Origin of the sequence: Clostridium peptidivorans (assembly GCF_900205925.1) — a bacterium.
GTDB classification, from domain to species: Bacteria; Bacillota; Clostridia; order Clostridiales; family Clostridiaceae; genus Clostridium_AK; species Clostridium_AK peptidivorans.
The window spans coordinates 73,234-91,896 of the sequence record NZ_OAOD01000011.1 but is presented as its reverse complement, the minus strand read 5'-3'; the positions used below and the strand labels follow the sequence as shown (position 1 = coordinate 91,896).

The 18,663-nt window shown below is 31.0% G+C and carries 16 protein-coding genes; 12 read left to right on the top strand and 4 right to left on the bottom strand.

What is annotated here, in order from left to right:
* Positions 1-329: 329 nt before the first annotated feature.
* Positions 330-2,738, bottom strand: coding sequence for a glycogen/starch/alpha-glucan phosphorylase (locus CRN98_RS10645; protein ID WP_097027404.1), 2,409 nt, complete (start codon positions 2,736-2,738; stop codon positions 330-332).
* Between the two features lie 303 nt (positions 2,739-3,041).
* On the opposite strand from CRN98_RS10645, the gene CRN98_RS10640 reads away from it, so the two are divergent.
* The 5 genes from CRN98_RS10640 (at position 3,042) to hpdA (ending at position 8,982) form a co-directional block, all read left to right on the top strand.
* Positions 3,042-3,545, top strand: a complete 504-nt coding sequence (locus tag CRN98_RS10640) for a D-glycero-alpha-D-manno-heptose-1,7-bisphosphate 7-phosphatase (protein WP_097027403.1) — start codon at positions 3,042-3,044, stop codon at positions 3,543-3,545.
* 129 nt (positions 3,546-3,674) lie between these two features.
* Positions 3,675-6,392: a 4-hydroxyphenylacetate decarboxylase large subunit gene (gene hpdB, locus CRN98_RS10635; RefSeq protein ID WP_097027402.1), complete on the top strand. Its 2,718-nt coding sequence runs from the start codon at positions 3,675-3,677 to the stop codon at positions 6,390-6,392.
* 4 nt (positions 6,393-6,396) lie between these two features.
* The gene (gene hpdC / locus CRN98_RS10630) at positions 6,397-6,660 is read left to right on the top strand and encodes a 4-hydroxyphenylacetate decarboxylase small subunit (protein ID WP_097027401.1); all 264 of its coding nucleotides are present in this window, start codon (positions 6,397-6,399) and stop codon (positions 6,658-6,660) included.
* A 15-nt stretch (positions 6,661-6,675) separates the two neighbouring features.
* Positions 6,676-7,947, top strand: a complete 1,272-nt coding sequence (locus CRN98_RS10625; protein ID WP_097027400.1) for an MFS transporter — start codon at positions 6,676-6,678, stop codon at positions 7,945-7,947.
* Between the two features lie 93 nt (positions 7,948-8,040).
* A complete protein-coding gene (hpdA, locus tag CRN98_RS10620) occupies positions 8,041-8,982 on the top strand; it encodes a 4-hydroxyphenylacetate decarboxylase activase (protein ID WP_097027399.1) in 942 nt (313 codons plus the stop codon).
* A gap of 75 nt (positions 8,983-9,057) precedes the next feature.
* Here the strand turns inward: hpdA and CRN98_RS10615 are convergent, their stop codons facing one another.
* Positions 9,058-10,266, bottom strand: coding sequence for a cation:proton antiporter (locus tag CRN98_RS10615; RefSeq protein ID WP_097027398.1), 1,209 nt, complete (start codon positions 10,264-10,266; stop codon positions 9,058-9,060).
* A gap of 351 nt (positions 10,267-10,617) precedes the next feature.
* Here CRN98_RS10615 and CRN98_RS10610 point away from each other — a divergent pair, with 351 nt between their 5' ends.
* The 5 genes from CRN98_RS10610 (at position 10,618) to CRN98_RS10590 (ending at position 14,463) form a co-directional block, all read left to right on the top strand.
* On the top strand, positions 10,618-11,175 hold the full coding sequence (locus CRN98_RS10610) for a GNAT family N-acetyltransferase (protein WP_097027397.1): 558 nt from the start codon (positions 10,618-10,620) through the stop codon (positions 11,173-11,175).
* 165 nt (positions 11,176-11,340) lie between these two features.
* Positions 11,341-11,607 carry a metal-sensing transcriptional repressor gene (locus CRN98_RS10605; protein ID WP_097027396.1) on the top strand — a complete coding sequence of 89 codons (267 nt, stop codon included), beginning with the start codon at positions 11,341-11,343 and terminating at the stop codon, positions 11,605-11,607.
* A 20-nt stretch (positions 11,608-11,627) separates the two neighbouring features.
* Positions 11,628-11,765: an LDCC motif putative metal-binding protein gene (locus CRN98_RS17755; protein ID WP_097027395.1), complete on the top strand. Its 138-nt coding sequence runs from the start codon at positions 11,628-11,630 to the stop codon at positions 11,763-11,765.
* A 21-nt stretch (positions 11,766-11,786) separates the two neighbouring features.
* Complete coding sequence (locus tag CRN98_RS10595) at positions 11,787-14,216, top strand: heavy metal translocating P-type ATPase (RefSeq protein WP_143331293.1); 2,430 nt, start codon at positions 11,787-11,789, stop codon at positions 14,214-14,216.
* Between the two features lie 40 nt (positions 14,217-14,256).
* Positions 14,257-14,463: a heavy-metal-associated domain-containing protein gene (locus tag CRN98_RS10590; protein WP_097027394.1), complete on the top strand. Its 207-nt coding sequence runs from the start codon at positions 14,257-14,259 to the stop codon at positions 14,461-14,463.
* A gap of 146 nt (positions 14,464-14,609) precedes the next feature.
* On the opposite strand, the gene CRN98_RS10585 is transcribed toward CRN98_RS10590, so the two are convergent.
* On the bottom strand, positions 14,610-14,972 hold the full coding sequence (locus CRN98_RS10585; RefSeq protein WP_097027393.1) for a hypothetical protein: 363 nt from the start codon (positions 14,970-14,972) through the stop codon (positions 14,610-14,612).
* A 178-nt stretch (positions 14,973-15,150) separates the two neighbouring features.
* Here CRN98_RS10585 and CRN98_RS10580 point away from each other — a divergent pair, with 178 nt between their 5' ends.
* Entirely contained in the window at positions 15,151-15,840 is a 690-nt protein-coding gene (locus tag CRN98_RS10580) for a LiaF transmembrane domain-containing protein (protein ID WP_097027392.1), read from the top strand.
* 341 nt (positions 15,841-16,181) lie between these two features.
* Positions 16,182-17,846, top strand: a complete 1,665-nt coding sequence (locus tag CRN98_RS10575) for a Na/Pi cotransporter family protein (RefSeq protein ID WP_097027391.1) — start codon at positions 16,182-16,184, stop codon at positions 17,844-17,846.
* Positions 17,847-17,877: 31 nt separating this feature from the next.
* Here CRN98_RS10575 and CRN98_RS10570 read toward each other — a convergent pair whose 3' ends face one another.
* On the bottom strand, positions 17,878-18,528 hold the full coding sequence (locus CRN98_RS10570; RefSeq protein WP_097027390.1) for a hypothetical protein: 651 nt from the start codon (positions 18,526-18,528) through the stop codon (positions 17,878-17,880).
* Between the last annotated feature and the right edge of the window lie 135 nt (positions 18,529-18,663).

Here is an 18,663-nt window from a genome sequence, read left to right as displayed (position 1 = left end):
TTCCTTCCAGCAGTTTTAGTGATATTTTTAATGTTGAATATATAGTATGAGATTTGCATTGTAGAAAGCATTGAACAAGCAACTAGAAGCCCTTTATTTCTGACTTTAAAACACCGTAAAGAATTTTCTACTGTCTGAGCGACAGCGAGTTTAGAAAATTTAGGTGGTTTAAAGGCACAAATATTAGAGCTTCTTTGTGCAGTGAATCGGTTGCATAATTTATAGAAATCTATGATTTCTTTATAAATTAGCACATCTCAGTTTGCTGAGATGTTTCATCAATTATGCAAATCCCATACGTTAGATTCAACATTACCTTAAAATTTCAACTATACGCTCCAAATGTCTTCCCAATACCTCTTGATGGTGTTATCTGAAGAAAATCTTCCTGAATGGGCGATATTTATAACACACATTTTGTTCCAAAGATCTTTATCTCTATAAAGAGTATCTATTTTGTTTTGTGCATCTACATAGGCTGCAAAATCTTTTAAAACAAAGTATTCGTCATTTCCATTTAAAAGAGAATCATATATATCCTTAAATTCATTTTTATTAGGGCTTAAGGATCCATCTATAAGTGAGTCTAATATTCTTTTTATTCTCATGTCAGAATTATAAAGTTCATAGGAATTATAGTTATGATTTTTTTGATAACTTAAAACTTCCTCTTTATTTAATCCAAATATAACTATATTTTCTTCACTTACGGCATCCTTTATTTCGATATTAGCTCCATCTAAGGTGGCTAAGGTAATTGCTCCATTCATCATAAATTTCATGTTTCCAGTACCAGAGGCTTCCTTGGTAGCTGTAGAAATTTGTTCGCTTACATTAGCACAAGGAATTATTTTTTCCGCTAAGGATACAGAATAGTTAGGAAGGAAATATACTTTTATTCTTCCTTTCACACAAGGCGCATTGTTTATTATATCTCCTACAGTATTAATAAGTTTTATAGTTTGTTTTGCAAGATGATAGGAGGGGGCAGCTTTAGCACCAAAGAAAAAAGTTCGAGGTATAATATCAATTTCAGGATTATCTTTAAGTCTAAAGTATAAATCCATTATATTAAACAAATTTAAAACTTGCCTTTTATAAGCATGTAATCTCTTAACTTGAACATCAAATATAGAATTAGGGTCTATATCCATATTGAATTTATCTTTAGCAAACTTACAAAATTCAATTTTGTTATTAAGTTTTATCTTATGAAATTCTTCTCTAAATCCACTATCATATGCAAAAGGTTTTAGTTTTATAAGGTCTAGAGGCTCATATATAAAGCTTTCTCCAATATTTTTAGTTATAAGGTTACTTAAGTTTGGATTAGCTTTTAAAAGCCATCGTCTGTGAGTTATACCATTAGTTTTATTATTAAATTTGCCAGGATAGAATTCATTAAAATTAGATAGCTCCTGCTTTTTTAAAAGATCTGTATGAAGTTTTGCTACACCATTTACAGAGTGGCTTCCAACAATAGCAAGATAAGCCATTCTAATATAGCCGTCTTGTATTATGGACATCTCTTTTAGTTTGTTTGAGTCATTAAATTTATCTATGACTTCAATAGAAAATCTTCTGTTTATCTCTTCTATAAGCATATAAATCCTTGGTAAAAGATTTTTAAACATATCTACAGGCCATTTTTCCATTGCTTCAGCAAGAATTGTATGATTAGTGTAAGCCAAAGTATTAGTAGTCACATTCCATGCCTCATCCCAGTGAAGTCCTTCTACATCTATTAATAATCTCATAAGCTCAGGTACTGCAACAGCAGGATGAGTATCATTTATTTGTATTGCTACATACTTGTGAAATTCAGTCATAGATTTATTAAGTTTTTTATATCTTCTGATTATACTTTGAAGACCAGCACTTACAAAGAAATACTGCTGTTTTAATCTAAGAAGTCTTCCTTTTTCTGTGGAGTCATCTGGGTAAAGCACCTTAGTTATAGACTCAATAGAGGACTTATATTCAACTGCTTTAGAATATTCTCCTTGGCTAAATAAATTTAAGTCAAAATCCTTATCTATTGGCTCAGCGCTCCAAAGTCTTAGAGTATTTACTGTTTTATTATTATATCCTATAACGGGAGTATCATAAGGCACAGCAAGTATTGTTTCTGTGTTTTCTTGTATAAATCTTGTTTTCCCGTTTTCGGATATATGTTTTACCGTTCCATAAAAATTAACAGTAACAGACTTATTTGCTTTTCTAGTTTCCCAAACATTACCTTCCTTTAACCATTTATCAGGTACCTCTATTTGATATCCATCAATTATCTTTTGTTCAAAAAGTCCGTAATTATATCTTATTCCATTGCCATGACCAGGAATATTAAGAGATGCCATGGAATCTAAAAAGCAAGCAGCAAGTCTTCCAAGACCACCATTGCCAAGACCAGCATCGCTTTCGATTTCTTCAAGTTCATTTATATTTATATTAAGTTCTTTTAATGCTTCGTTACATGTATTGTAAATACCCAAATTCATCATATTATTTCCAAGGAGCCGTCCAATTAAAAATTCCATGGAAAAGTAATATATCTGTTTATCAGTATTATTAGTATATTTTTTGTTGGTTTCTAACCAGTTTTCTGCAGCATAGGATCTTACTAAGGAGCCTAAAGCAAAGTACTTTTGAAGTAAAGAAGCTTCATTAATATCCACGGAATATAAATTAATAAGATTTTGCAAAAAGTCACTTTTAATTTTTTCTTTATCTATATTCAAGGAAAACCCTCCTCTTTATTTACTGTATTTCCATATGATATATTTTTATTAGCTATTAGTCAATAAATAATGTGCTAAAGTTTAACATATTCAACAATTTTATAGATTAACTATATAATTATGGTAAAATTATTATATAAACTATAATTTATATTATTCAAAATAGTTTATTATGCACACAATTATAAATTTAGTATTGATATTTATTATGAAAATTTTTCGTGAATTTATTTATTATATAATAAGAATTATTCTTTACTTGTTTAATGTAATAATGAATTCTTAAATAGGAGGTTGGCGTATTTGAATAAAGCATTATTTTTAGATAGAGACGGAGTAATAAATGATTTTAAAGAATATGTATGTACTCCTGAAGACTTAATAATATTTGAAGATGCAAAGGAAGCAATTAAAATTGCAGCAGAGGCCGGCTATAGTATATTTGTAGTAACAAATCAGGGAGGAATAGAAGTAGGAACATTAACAGAAGATGAACTTAAAAAGATACATCAAAAGCTTATAGAGGAAGTAAAACCTTATGGAGAAATAAAGGAAATAGTATACTGTCCGTATTATGATAGAAATGCTTCTTGTAGAAAACCTAATCCAACAATGTTACTTGAACTTATAGAAAAATATAATATAAATGTTAAAGAAAGTTGGATGATAGGAGATAGAAATACCGATGTGGAAGCAGGAATAAAGGCAGGATGTAAAACGGGTAAGATTGGAGTGCTTTGTGATAAGGCTAACGTAAATGGAAGCAACTTGTTGGAAGTTATAAAGAAAATATTAATATATGAATAAAAATAGATAATTTGAAACTGCAGTAGTTATTACTGCAGTTTTTGAGCTTTTTGTAAAGTAATAAAAAAATCTGTAAAAACATATCTATAGGTTGTAAAACAATTTTAAAGACGTTAGGAGGAGATGAAAATGTCAGTAAAGAAAAAACTAGCAGACATATTAGCAGGCAAGGGATTACCTATTAATTTTCAAGCGGGTGGAACTGCGCCGGAAGAGCTAGTAGATAGGGAAGTAAAAAAAGAGCCTTCAGAGAGAGCAAAAAAATTAAGGGATATATATTATAATACATTATCTTCCACTAATACGGAATTTCCATATTGGTATACAAGAAGATGGAATGAATTAGAAGGAGAAATTAATGTAGTTAGAAGAGCTGAAGCATTGAAATGCGCATTTTCACATTTAACTCCAACTATTTTCCCAGGGGAAAAGCTTGTAATGCAAAAAACTAATTACTATAGGGGTTCTTTTCCAATGCCTTGGCTTTCAGAAGGATTTTTTGTAGCAAAGGAAGATGAGCTTTATAAAGAAGCTTTGAAAAGAGGAAGTGCAAGTGCTGGTGAGTTAAGTAAATTTGGTACTGGCGGAGGAAATGTTACTAATAGTTTTGGAAATATAGTATCTATAGCTGGAAAATTTGGAATTAGAAAAGAAGAAGTTCCTGCTTTAGTGACACTAGCAAAGGAATGGGTAGGAAAATCTGTAGAAGACTTAGGACATAAGTATGAGCAAATAGTTCCAAGTTATGAAATCAAAGAAAATATAATGAAGAGCTTAATATGTATGTTCGACTCTGGATTTACACTTCCACAAGGAAGAGAAGTTATAAATTATTATTATCCTCTCCAATATGGATTTGATGGTTTAATAAAAATGGCTGAAGAATGCAAAAAAGAAGTGGCTGGAAATGCTGATGGCGATGGAATAATAGGAATGGACAGATTATACTTCTATGAAGCTGTAAAATTAGTAGTAGAAGGAATACAAAACTGGATTTTAAACTATGTGAAGGAAGCTAAAAGACTTATTAGTGTAACAGAGGATAAAGTTCAAAAAGAAGAATATGAAGAAATAGCAAATTGTTTAGAATGGATAGCTCACAATCAGCCAAGAACTTTTAGAGAAGCTCTTCAGCTTACTTATACTATTCACATTGCTTGTTTAAATGAAGATGCAATTTCAGGGCTTTCACCAGGAAGAGTAGGACAGGTGCTTTATCCTTGGTTTAAGCAGGATTTAGAAGCAGGCAGACTTACTAAAAATGAAGCTTTAGAATTATTAGAACTTCATAGAGTTAAATTTACATGTATAGATTGCTTTGCATCTACAGGAGTTGTAGGAGGAGTGCTTTCAGGAAACACATTTAATAATTTAAGTTTAGGTGGTCTTACTAAGTATGGTGAATCTGCAGCTAATGAACTAGAAATGTTAATAGTTGAAGCCGGAATTACTTGCGGATCACCTCAACCAACATTATCAGTTTTATATGATGAAAAGCTTCCAGAAGAATTCTTATTGAAATGTATTGAATGTGATAAAACTGGAGCGGGGTATCCAGCATGGATGAATAATCAAGGTGGTATGCAATTTATATTAAATCAATATGCAGAAGAAGGTATGACAGTAGAAGAAGCTAGATCATTTGCCATAGGAGGATGTTTAGAGACATCACCTTGTGCATGGAAAGAGCTTACTTTGAATGGTAAGAAATACTTTATTCCAGGAGGAGCAGGACAGCCAACAAGCGTAGGGGTACATTTTATTGCAAATCCAAAAATTTTAGAATTGGTAATAACAAATGGGAAGGATCATAGAACAGATATTCAAGTATATCCTCCACATAATAAAAAACTTGAAACCTTCGAAGAGCTTTGGAATATCTATAAAGAATATTATGATGCAACATGTGATTGTCTTGCTAGAACAAATAACATTCAACATGACATTTGGAGAAAAAATAACATGGCAGTATTTAGCTCAATGCTGAAGCCAGATTGTCTAGATAAAGGACAGCACATTGGCAATATGGGATATAGATATAATGCCACTTATAATGTTGAAAGCTGTGGAACTATAAATATGGTTAACTCCTTAGCAGCAATTAAAAAATTAGTATATGACGATAAGAAATATACTTTAGAAGAAATAAAAGAGGCAATGCTTAATAATTTTGGATTTAAAACTGCATCAGAAGTAGGAAGTTACTCTTTGGCAGATCAGGAAAAGAGAGAAGATGGAAGTAGGTATGACAAGATATATGGAGATTGCCTACTTGCACCTAAATACGGAAATGATGATGCATATGTAGACAGCATTTTAAAGGAATATGAAGATTGGTTCTGTGAAATGACTCATAACTATGAATCACTTTTTGGTAAGAAAATGTATGCATGCCAGATTTCTGTATCAACCCACGGTGCTCAAGGAGCAGCAACACTTGCAACTCCAGATGGAAGACTATCAGGAACAACTTATTCAGATGGATCTATGTCTGCATATCCTGGAACAGATAAAAATGGAGCTTATGCGTTGTTTAATTCTGCAACTATTTGGGATCATACTAAATCACAAAACTCTCAAATGAACTTAAAGATTCATCCAAGTGCTATAAAAGGAGAAGAAGGGGCTAAGAAGCTTCTTGATCTTACAAGAGCTTATATGAGAAAAGGTGGATATCATATTCAATATAATATAGTAGACTCTAAGGTTTTAAAAGATGCTCAAGAAAAGCCTGAAAATTATAGAGATTTGATGGTAAGAGTAGCTGGATTTACTCAATATTGGTGTGAAATAGGAAAGCCAATTCAAGATGAAGTAGTTGCAAGAACAGAATATGAAGGGGTGTAATATTATGGAAAATAACAATAAACACAATGATTGTTTAAATTTTGCTTCTATAGACGTAGCTAAAGGTATATGTAGAAAAACAAATTCTATTATATTTATAGATTCCGCAGCGTGTGGAGATTTTAACGAAGTGCCAAAATGTAAGAATTGTAGCAAGTTTAAAAATCCAAATGCAGATAATATGGGAACATGTACTGGGCTTAAGAAAGAGTATTGGACCTATGGAGAGCTTATGGGAGTAACTTGTGAAGGATATGAAAAAAGATAATTAGGGGGAAAGTCTATGGAAGATAGAAGAGCAAGTAAATTAGGCCACATGGTTGTACTTGCTTCTTGGCTGGCAGTGTTTTGTCTATTTGGATACAGATCTACCTTTTCTGTACTCTTAGGACCAATGACTAAAGACCTTGGATGGAGCGTATCTAAGGTTTCACTTGGATATTCAATCATGATGATGGTATATGCATTAACAGCATTTTTCAGTGGTATGATAATAGATAAGTGGGGAACTAAGCCTGCCTATGCTATTGGTTCTGTATGTGCCGCTTTAGGATTTTATGTAACAAGTTTTGCTCAAACATATTTTGGATATTTAATTCCTTATGCAATTTTTGCAGGTATAGGTACAGGTATGCTTTGGGTTTCTTCTACAGTATCTGTTCGTAAATGGTATATAGGAAAATCCTATGCTACCATGTGGGGTATTGCTTTTATGGGAGCGCCGGTAGCTCAAGTTGCTTTAAGTTTAGGAGTTAAGAAGGTTTTGCTTACTATGGACTGGAGACTAGCAATGAGAGGACTTGCTGTAGTAGTACTAATTGCTCTTTTAATTGCAGCAATTGTAGCAAAGAAAAATCCTCAGGATTACGGACTAGAAGCATTTGGAACTGCTCCTGGTAAAAAGGCAGCTGGTAATGAACATGTGTGGACAGTTAAAGAAGCCTTTGCTACATTCCCTATTTGGGGAGCAATAGTTGCTTTTTTAACTAGTATGGTGGCAGAATTTTTGATCTGGACTCAAATTGTTACCTATTGGACTACAGATGTTAAATTATCTTTAGACACAGCTACCAATTTGTATGTAATGATAGGTATTGCAGGAATAATCACCATGCCTTTAATGGGAGTTGTGGCAGATAAGGTTGTTGTAAAAGTTGGAAATGAAACAAAAGGAAGAAAAATAATGCTTATTTTTGCACCGGTTATGGGAGTAGTTGCTTGTATACTTCTTTTAATGAGTAAAGATTCAATTATACTAGGCGGAATTGCATGTATATTATTTGCTATTTACTGGGCAATTGAGCCAGGCGGAGTTGCAGGATATGCAGGTACTATTTATGGAGGGAAAACACTAGGTAAGATTTGGGGAACAGCAACTTTAGTTGTTATGGGCATAGGGCCAGCCCTTGGAAGCTTTATGGGAGGATTTTTATTTGATAAATCTGGAAGCTATCTTTACTCTATAATATTTGCAACTTGTTCATTTGCAGTATCTATAATAGCTGCTTTATCGTTACCGCTGTCTATAAATAATAAAAATGAAGTGGCTAAATAAGTAAGATTATTTAAAGGGCTTTGCTTTGAAAAGTTAAAGATTAATAATTTTTCAGAGCAAAGTCTTTGATTAATGGGGAAAGTAGGGGAGAAAGTGCAAGAAAGTAAAGGGTTAATTTTTGATATACAAAGTTATTCAGTGCATGATGGACCTGGATGTAGAACTATTTGTTTTATGTCTGGATGCCCTCTTAAATGTGAGTGGTGTGCTAATCCTGAAGGTTGGTATTATGGGGAAAAATTAATGTTTGCACAAAGTAAATGTAAATCTAATAATGGATGTGAAATGTGCATAAATGTTTGTCCTCAAAAATCAATAAATTTAAATCAGGATAAATCTTTAAATATTCATTGGGAAAAATGCAGAAGCTGTGATACTTTTGAATGTACTAAAGCGTGTTATTATGAAGCTTTAAAGCTTTGTGGAAAATGGTATGATATAGATTCGCTTATAAATATATTAAACAGGGATAGACAATATTGGGGAGATACAGGGGGAGTTACCTTTAGTGGAGGAGAACCGCTATTACAATCGGATTTTTTAATTGAGGTTTTGAAAAAATGCAAAGAAAAATATATACACACTGCAATAGAAACCACAGCTTATAAGGATACAAAGACTTTTTTAGATGTGATGAAATATATAAATTTTGCATTTATAGATGTAAAACATATGGATGGAAAAAAGCATAAGGAAAAAACAGGAGTATATAATGACTTAATATTAAAAAATATAGAAGAGCTTACGAAGTCAAATTGGAATGGAAGACTAGTTTTAAGAATGCCGGTAATTAGAAATTTTAATGATAGTGATGAAAATATAATAAAAACTGCTGAGTTTATGAATTCTCTAGGGTTGTATGAAATTAACATATTACCATTTCATAGACTTGGAGACTCTAAATGGAATCAGCTAGGAAAGATATATGCTTATAAAAATGAGGAGGGTACTCCGCGGGATAAAATGGATCATATTCAAGATTTATTTTTAAATAGGGAAATTGCTTGTTATATAGGAGATGAAACTAATTTTTAATATGAGAAATTAGTTTCAAGTATATAATAAAGAATCCGGCATAATTGGCCGGATTCTTTGCATTTAAAATATATTTTATGCAGTTTCTAAGATAGCATCTTTTTCAGATTCTTTCTTATCAGCATAAACAACTTTTAATAGTATTGGAGTTATAATTGTTGTAACTATAACTACTAAAATAAGTGGTGCAAAATATTCTTCTTTCATAAGATTCATTGATACACCAATATTTGCAACTATTAAAGCAACTTCTCCTCTAGATATCATTCCAGTACCGATTTGAAGAGATTCCTCTTTAGAGTATCCACAAGCTCTAGCACCTAAGTTACAGCCAACTACTTTACTTAATATAGCTACTACTAGGAGTAGGGCGGTGAATATTACCATTTTCGTATTCATACCAGTTATTACAGTGCCTATACCAATATTTGCAAAGAACATTGGAGATAAGAATGTAGTTGATATAGTTTCTACAGTTGCCATTGTGCTATGAGCTTCTTTTGTTTTAGATAAAACTAAACCTGCAATATATGCACCAGTAATATCTGCTACCCCAAAGAAGTGTTCAGCACCAAAGGACATTGTAAAGCAAAATATTAAAGCAAATATAGATAGGTCTTTCTTATCTTGTGTTATAGAAGATAATTTATTAAATCCACGATAAAATAATACTCCTACAACTGCTGAAACAACAAAGAAAGCTGCAATTTTAAATAAAACTACTTTAATATCTACGGATGGATTAGAAACACTTGTAACAATAGTTAAAAGTACAATACCTAAAATGTCGTCTATTATGGCTGCTCCAAGGATTGCTGTACCAGAAGGAGTTTTTAATTTTCCCATTTCTTGAAGAGTTTCTACCGTAATACTAACAGATGTAGCTGTTAGTACTATACCTATAAATATATTTTGAAGAAGAGTTTGTAAATCTCCGCTAAAAGGCTTTCCATCATTGTTAAAGAAACCAGCCACTGCAAGTCCACCTACCAAAGGTACTACTACACCAGCAATAGCAATAATAAATGAAGCTTTACCGCTCTTTTTAAGTTCATCTAAATCGGTTTCAAGACCAGCTGTAAACATCAAAAGAAGTACACCTAATTTAGAAAGTTTAGATAAGAAATCACTGGAATGAACTAATCCTAAAAGTGCAGGTCCTATTATAAGTCCAGCCAAAAGTGCGCCAACTACTTGAGGCATTTGAAATCGTTTAGCTAATAGCCCAAATAATTTAGTGCTCAATAGGATAATTACTATATCCATTAAAAATTCTATTGACATACTATTTCCTCCTTGTTCGACAAATTTATGTGAAATTTGTATATTTGACAATTTTGCATGGAATTTGTATATTTGATAATTTTATAATAAGTGAATAAATTGCATAATAGATATGTTAAAAATTCAACAATTTAAGTTTATCATAATTGAGAAGTAGAAACAATATTTTCACAAATACACAGAAAATTTAATTAATTTAACAAAATGTTAATATTTATAAAATTGATTAAATTTAGCCGTTTTAAAAATTATATGTATGAAATTATCCATGAATAAGGGTAATTGATGCAATTATATATATGGATTATAATTATATAGATATTAGAAAAGTATTTATGGGAGGAATAATGAATGCTAGAAAATAACTTGCTAAAAAGTGAAAAATTAAAAATAACATCATTAAAAGAAGAAGATATAGACATAATTGTGGAATGGTATGAGGATACCGAGTTTTTAAGAAAATTTGATTTTAATGCTGCTGCACCAATGTATAAAGGAAGAATAAAAGAATGGCTTTTAGGAGAAGTAAATAATCCAAATAACTATTTTTTTGCACTTCGCACCAAAGAAGAAAGTGAATTTATAGGGTATATAGAAATAGATAGAATAAATTGGAATAATAGATTTGGATGGCTTGGACTGGGAATAGGAAACAGTAATTATCGTGGAAAGGGATATGGTACCGAAGGATTATCTCTTATAATAGACTTTGCATTTAGAGAATTAAATTTACATAGACTTCAACTTGAAACAATAAGTTATAATGAAGAAGCTATAAGATTATATGAAAAACTTGGATTTAAAAGAGAAGGGATATTAAGAGAAACTATTAAAAGAGATGGAATATGGTATGACATGTATGTATACGGGATATTAGATAGTGAATGGGGAAAAATAAGAAGCAGATAAACTTTTAAGTTTATCTGCTTCTTATAATTTGATAAAAGGATTGATTGTAATAGATGTATTACAAAATTTAAAAAAAGATAAAATTTATACTTGAAAAATATACTTAATGAGTATATAATAAAATCAAATATCACCCCCACTGGGGGGGGAGGGAGGAATTGAAAATTGAATGAAGAACAAAAAAAAGCAATGCAATCCTTAAAAACCTGTAAGGGCCAAATAGATGGAATAATAAAAATGTTAGAAGATGGTAGATATTGTATAGATATATCTAATCAAATAATAGCCTCACAAGCTCTATTAAAAAGAGCAAATATGCTTATACTAAAGCAACATTTAAATCATTGTGTAAAACATGCCTTTGTGAATAATAATGGAGAAGAAAAGGTGGATGAGATTATAGGAGTTTTAGAAAAGCTTATTCAAAAGTAATAATTAAAGGAGATATAATTATGAAAAAATTCTTAAAAAAGTTTATAAGAAGGATTGCAGAACAAAATAATAAAACTTTTGGAACTAATAAATTGGATTGCTGTGGATTAAATAGCAATAATGATAAAAATAAGAAAGATAATAATAAAAATAAATAATTATAAGAGAGGTGGGGGAATTTGAGGAAAATTCTTAAAATAGAAGGAATGACTTGTTCGGCTTGCGCAAAGGCGGTAGAAAGAGCTGCGAAAAAAGTCGATGGAATAAAAGAAGCTAATGTAAATTTTGCGACAGAAAAACTTATGATAGATTTTGAAGATGAAAAGGTAAATTTAGAAGAAGTTAAAGCCTTTATTGAAAAAGCAGGATATAAGGCTTTTACAGAAACTCAAACTAAAATGTTTTCAGTGGAAGGGATGACATGTGCATCTTGTTCTAAAGCGGTAGAAAGAGCTTGTAAAAGAGTAGAAGGTATTGTAGAGGCGAATGTAAATTTAGCCTTAGAAAAATTAACAGTTACCTATGATCCCGAAATAGCTAGTATAAGTGAAATTAAAAAAGCTGTAGAAAAATCAGGATACAAATTGATAGAAGAAGAAACTAAGGATGTTCATCAAGAAAAAAAGGAAAAGGAAATGGACGATTTGTGGAAGAGATTTATACTATCTGCCATACTTACAGTTCCTCTTCTATATATAGCTATGGGACCTATGATAGGAATTCCTGTGCCAGATTTTATAAGTCCTGACATAAATCCTAAAGTATTTGCAGTAATTCAGCTTGCTTTAACTATACCTGTTATGGTTTTAGGGGCTAAGTTTTACAGGGTAGGATTTAAAACATTAATAAGAAAAGAGCCTAATATGGACTCGCTTATAGCAATAGGTACTTTGGCTGCATTTGTATATAGCTTATATTCTATGTATAAAATATTTATGGGAAGTCATCATGCAGCACATAATCTTTATTTTGAATCAGCGGCAGTTATTCTTACATTAATAACTTTAGGCAAATATTTAGAAGCAAGAAGTAAAGGGAGAACATCTGAAGCAATTAAAAAACTCATGGGTCTTGCACCTAAAACAGCTCGAGTTATAAAAGATGGAGTAGAGTCTGAAATATCTATAGATGAAGTAGAAGTAGGGAATATAGTTATGGTAAGACCAGGAGAAAAGATTCCTGTAGATGGTGTAATAGTAGACGGTATTACTTCTATAGATGAATCAATGCTTACTGGAGAAAGTATTCCAGTGGAAAAAACAAAGGGAGATAGAGTAATAGGTGGAAGTATAAATAAAAATGGATCTGTAAAATATGAAGCTACTAAAGTAGGAAAGGATACAGTACTATCCCAAATTATAAAATTAGTTGAGGAAGCTCAAGGAAGCAAGGCGCCTATAGCAAGACTTGCAGATATTATATCTGGATATTTTGTACCTATAGTAATAATGCTTGCAATACTTTCTTCTGTAGGGTGGAAACTATATGGTGAAACTAATACATTTGCATTAACTATATTTATATCAGTACTTGTAATAGCATGTCCTTGTGCCCTTGGATTGGCAACTCCTACAGCTATAATGGTAGGTACAGGCAAGGGGGCGGAATACGGAATACTTATAAAGAGTGGAGAAGCTTTAGAAAGTGCTCATCATATAAAAACAGTAGTTTTAGATAAGACAGGAACTATAACTCAAGGTAAACCTGAAGTTACAGATATAATTACTTTTAATTTTAATGAAGAAGAATTATTGATACTGGCAGCTAGTGGAGAAAAAAATTCAGAACATCCATTAGGAGAAGCCATAGTAAAAAATGCAGAAGAAAGAAGTGTTAAATTTAAGGAGACTGGCGAATTTAAGGCAGTTCCAGGAAAAGGAATAGAAGTTAAAATAGATGGGAAAGATATTTTCTTAGGTAATAAAAAGTTAATGGATGAAAAAAATCTTTTAACAAAGGAAATAGAAAAAGTATCTGAAAGGCTTGCGGAAGATGGAAAAACTCCTATGTATGTAGCTTTATCTGAAAGAATAATAGGCATAATTGCAGTGGCAGATAAATTAAAGGAAACAAGTAAAATGGCAGTAGAAGAAATGCATAAACTTGGAATAGAAGTAGCAATGATTACTGGAGATAATAAAAGAACTGCAGAAGCTATTGCGAGGCAGGTAGGAATAGATAGAGTGCTATCTGAAGTATTACCTCAAGATAAGGCAAATGAAGTGAAAAAGCTTCAAAAGGAAGGTGAAAAAGTAGCAATGGTAGGGGATGGAATAAATGATGCTCCGGCTTTAGCACAGGCAGATATAGGTATTGCTATTGGGTCAGGCACAGATGTGGCAATAGAATCTGCTGACATAGTTCTTATGAGAAGTGATCTCATGGATGTACCAAGAGCTATTCTTTTAAGTAAGAAGACAATAATAAATATAAAGCAAAATTTATTTTGGGCATTTGGGTATAATACTATAGGAATACCAGTAGCAATGGGTATACTTCATGTGTTCGGAGGTCCACTATTAAATCCTATGATTGCAGGAGCTGCAATGAGCTTAAGTTCAGTTTCCGTGCTGCTAAACGCATTAAGGTTAAAAACCTTAAAGCTATAACAATATAATAAAAAGCCTAAGAAAGAAAGGAGAAATAAAAATGAGAAAAAAAATTATAGTTGAAGGAATGACTTGCATGCATTGCCTTAGTCACGTTAAAAATGCATTACTTGAATTAGGTGGAGAAAATTTAGAGGGAAATCTTGAAAGTAAAACACTTGTAGGAAGATTTGATGATGAAGTAAGTAATGATGAAATAAAAAGAGTAGTTGCAGAAGCAGGATATGAAGTAATAACTATAGAATAATCAAATTGGAAAGTAAATTTCCTATTTAAGGTTTTAAAAATTGGTACAAGAAACTAGGGAACGTAGAAATTTTATTATATAAAGTTTCTTCTAAGTCCTAATCTCTTGTACCTTTATAATAGTAACTAAAAAATGTTTCTCATTTTTTATTGAAGTTCGTTTAGTTTTTCGTGACGATTTTCCTGTTTTTCTAACATGTTTTCAAGTTGATTTTCATTCATATGGTCTTTGTTATGTCTGATATATCCATTAGTAAACTCTATATTTTTTTTAATATTTTCTTTTTCTTCTGTTGGACCACCGTCATTATATACTATTTTATTTTTTAAACTATTTATATTATCTTCTCTAATTTGTTGAATGTTTTGTGCATTAGACAACTGCTCAGGTGAAGAAATATCTGAATGCTGCTCTAAGTGTCTTTCAGTACGTGTATGATTTTCTACTACATTTACTAATTCTTCTATTCTGTTTTCAGTTTCCTTATCTCTACACTGTTTATTATCCATTTAAAACCCTCCATTCAAAGTTTATTTTTAAGTACATCTTTATTTTGTCCTTATTTAAAATAAAAATTATAATAATATTATGGAATGTTTATAGGAATATAATAAAAATGACTTCTATTAGTAAGAAAGTAGTATATAATTAATTTAGAAAATAATAAATTAAGTGAGGATAGAAAAAATGAAACAAAAATCGGTCTTAGGATTAATATTTATATTTATAGGAATTGGAACTTTGTTTAATCAACTTGGAATATGGGATTTTGGAGATATAATCTCTCTTTGGTGGCCATTAATAATAATTTTTATTGGATTGATACAAATTACAAATAAATCAATTTCTAATACAAGTGGACTTATAATAATAGGAATAGGAGCTTTTTTTCAATTAAGAGAACTAGGGATTATAACCCAAAGTTTAGGATCGTTATTATGGCCTATAGTATTTATAATAATAGGAATAAAGATAATTTTTTCTCGTTCAAATAAGAACTTTCTAGGTAGGGAAATAAAGGAAGTTTCAGATGAATATATAGATTACTTTACGTTATTTTCAGGAATAGAAAATAAAAACGTATCTAAAAACTTTAAGGGAGGAAAAGTAACTGCAATTTTTGGAGGAGCAGATATAGATTTGAGAAAAAGTGAATTAGCAAGAGAAGGAGCGGCGCTTGGTTTAACAGCAGCATTTGGAGGGATAAATATACTAGTGCCAGAAGATTGGAAGGTAATTGTTACAGGAATTCCTATATTTGGAGGCTGGAGCAACAAAACTAAAGGGTATGAAGAAAATTTGTTAAATGATAGGCCCGTTTTAAAGGTGAGATGTATTGCAGCTTTTGGGGGAATAGATATTAAAAACTATAAATAAATTTTAAGCAATTTAAAGCCATAATATAATTATATTATGGCTTAATTTTTACCATAATTAGATTTTACAAAATTCGTCCAAAATTAACAATGCATCTAATTATAATGTAAATTAGATCCATTTGAACAATTAAATGGGGTGGTTTTGTTAAATCTATGTTAAATAAAGTTAAGAATTATTTATTTTAGTTAAATTTAATATATTATTTATTAGGGGAACATCTCGATAAAATGGAAGCATAAGATTTATAGTAAAGTTAAATATATCTATAAGTCGTGCATATAAATACTTAAGATAATCGATTTGTATCTGTTTATAATTAATTTGGAAGGAGCATGAAAATGAATATTGGATCAATGTTGATTGGATTGTTTGGAGGACTAGGGTTATTTCTTTATGGAATGAAAGTAATGGGAGATGGCCTAGAAAATGCAGCAGGAGAAAAATTAAAATTATTTTTTGGTAAAATTGCATCTAATCCAGTAAAAGCTGTATTTACAGGAGCAGTTGTAACTGCAGTAATCCAAAGTAGTAGTGCAACAACTGTTATGGTAGTTGGTTTTGTTAATGCAGGAATTATGAATTTATATCAAGCCGCAGGAGTTATAATGGGTGCTAATATTGGGACAACCATTACAGGACAGTTGGTTGCTTTAAACTTAACTGAAATAGCTCCTTTATTTGTAGGAATAGGTGCACTTATAGTTATTTTTTCTAAGGGCGGCAAAGTAAAAGAAATAGGAAGTATAATATTAGGAATAGGTATACTATTCTTAGGTATGAAATCTATGTCCGGTTCAATGGAACCACTTGCTAAATCTGAGGGATTTAAGAGCCTTGTAGCTACATTATCCTTTAATCCATTTTTAGGAGTATTAGTTGGACTAGGACTTACAGCGGTAGTGCAAAGTTCAGCAGCTACTATAGGAATACTTATGGCGTTAGCACAAAATGGAGTACTGCCTTTAACGGTAGCATTACCTGTACTCTTTGGAGATAATATAGGAACTTGTGCAACTGCACTTTTATCAAGTATAGGAACAAACAAAAATGCTAGAAAAGCAGCTGTTATACATTTAAGTTTTAATATTATGGGTACAATTATATTTATGTTCTTATTAAAACCTGTAAATTATTTTATTACAGCATTAACACCAGATAATGTAGCAGCACAAATTGCAAATGCACATACTTTCTTTAATATAGCTAATGTTTTAATACAAATTTGGTTTATAAAGTATTTAGTAGCCTTTGCAAATAAAGTTATTCCAGGAGAAGAAATAGAAGAAAAGTTAGGTGTACAATATATAGATGATAGATTACTTGAAACTCCTGTTATAGCGGTAGGACAATGTGAAAAAGAAATAGTACATATGGCTCAGAAAGCTAAAGGGTGCCTTGAAATGGCAGTTGAATCACTAAAAAATGGTGATGAGGAATTAATTAAAAAAGTTGGAGAAACTGAAGACTTTATAGATTTATTAGAAGAAGAGATAACTAAGTTTTTAGTAAAACTATCTAATGAAGACCTTTCAAAACAACAGGTTGATATAGTTACTTCTATGTTCCATGTGGTAAAGGATATAGAGCGTATAGGAGACCATGCTAAAAACGTATCAGATTTATCTAGAGAAAAGCTAAATAAAAGACTTATATTTTCAGAGGAAGCTATGGAAGAACTTCAATCATTATATGGATATACTTTAGATGCTCTTACTAGAGCCACTGGAAGTTTTGAAAATAACAATATACAACTTGCAAAGTCTGTATATGAGGTAGAAGAGAAGATAGATAAAGTTCAAGAATTATTAAGAGACAATGATATAAAGAGACTTAGTAGGGCTACTTGTGAAGCAAGAGTAAGTGCAATATATCTTGATATATTAAGTAACTTTGAAAGAATAGGAGACCATTCATTAAATATAGCAGAAGCAGTACTTGATATAAATCACTTGAATAAGTTAAACGAAAGTGCTATGGTAAATCAAATACTTGGGGAAAACTAGAAAATTAAAAGGGATGCTAAATGGCATCCCTTTAATTTCTCTTATATTGATCATAATAATTTTTAGTTGCCTCAGCATTTTTTTTATTAAAGGAATCATCATTATCATTATTTGAATTAACGCTATTATTAAGTGCATCATGCATTGCTTCGCCTACAGTATAACTTAAAGTTGGTGAAGAATTCACTGTGGTGGCATTTTCAGTAGTGGTATTTGTAAATGTATTATTTGTACCTAAAGTGTTAGATTCTTTTTCAGGATTTTTAGGAGCCCCTTTGAGTGTTGCATCAAAATCTCGTTTCCATAAATTAGTTAAATTCTCTCTATCTTTTTTAGCTTCTTCCTGAAAATTTTTACTTACATTTTGATCTATGTTTATATTATTTTTCATTTCATTATCTTCACCGTAATTTATGTTTGCAAAAGTGTTTACAGGAGTATTTGTATCTGTAGAAGTATTTGTAAAAGTATTCATGTTGTTAGCTTTATTAAAGTTTCCATAGATTTCTCCATTGCCTGGAAGATCTTCAAATTCTTCAATTTCTATTGTTCCTGCTTTATCTTCATATTGGTTATCATCGGACTTTTTATTAACTGTTTTGTATATTAGAGTACCTATACCAGCTGCAGTAGCTACCATAGCAGCACCTAATACATATCCATTTTTTTTATGCATTCTCATTGTTATTCCTCCTTTATTTACTTTAGTAAGTAGTTTTATTAAATAATATAATATATATAAATTAATTTACTCTTTTTAAGATTTTTTATACTTAGTATATTTTATCAATAAATGGATAGATAAGTTTTTTAAAAA

What these genes read in the sequence shown, in the direction of transcription:
- CRN98_RS10615 (WP_097027398.1), bottom strand. Translation starts at nt 10,266, where the DNA reads ATGTCAATAGAATTTTTAATGGATATAGTAATTATCCTATTGAGCACT.
- CRN98_RS10585 (WP_097027393.1), bottom strand. Translation starts at nt 14,972, where the DNA reads ATGGATAATAAACAGTGTAGAGATAAGGAAACTGAAAACAGAATAGAA.
- CRN98_RS10590 (WP_097027394.1), top strand. Translation starts at nt 14,257, where the DNA reads ATGAGAAAAAAAATTATAGTTGAAGGAATGACTTGCATGCATTGCCTT.
- CRN98_RS10575 (WP_097027391.1), top strand. Translation starts at nt 16,182, where the DNA reads ATGAATATTGGATCAATGTTGATTGGATTGTTTGGAGGACTAGGGTTA.
- CRN98_RS10570 (WP_097027390.1), bottom strand. Translation starts at nt 18,528, where the DNA reads ATGAGAATGCATAAAAAAAATGGATATGTATTAGGTGCTGCTATGGTA.
- CRN98_RS10625 (WP_097027400.1), top strand. Translation starts at nt 6,676, where the DNA reads ATGGAAGATAGAAGAGCAAGTAAATTAGGCCACATGGTTGTACTTGCT.
- hpdB (WP_097027402.1), top strand. Translation starts at nt 3,675, where the DNA reads ATGTCAGTAAAGAAAAAACTAGCAGACATATTAGCAGGCAAGGGATTA.
- CRN98_RS10610 (WP_097027397.1), top strand. Translation starts at nt 10,618, where the DNA reads ATGCTAGAAAATAACTTGCTAAAAAGTGAAAAATTAAAAATAACATCA.
- hpdC (WP_097027401.1), top strand. Translation starts at nt 6,397, where the DNA reads ATGGAAAATAACAATAAACACAATGATTGTTTAAATTTTGCTTCTATA.
- CRN98_RS10580 (WP_097027392.1), top strand. Translation starts at nt 15,151, where the DNA reads ATGAAACAAAAATCGGTCTTAGGATTAATATTTATATTTATAGGAATT.
- CRN98_RS17755 (WP_097027395.1), top strand. Translation starts at nt 11,628, where the DNA reads ATGAAAAAATTCTTAAAAAAGTTTATAAGAAGGATTGCAGAACAAAAT.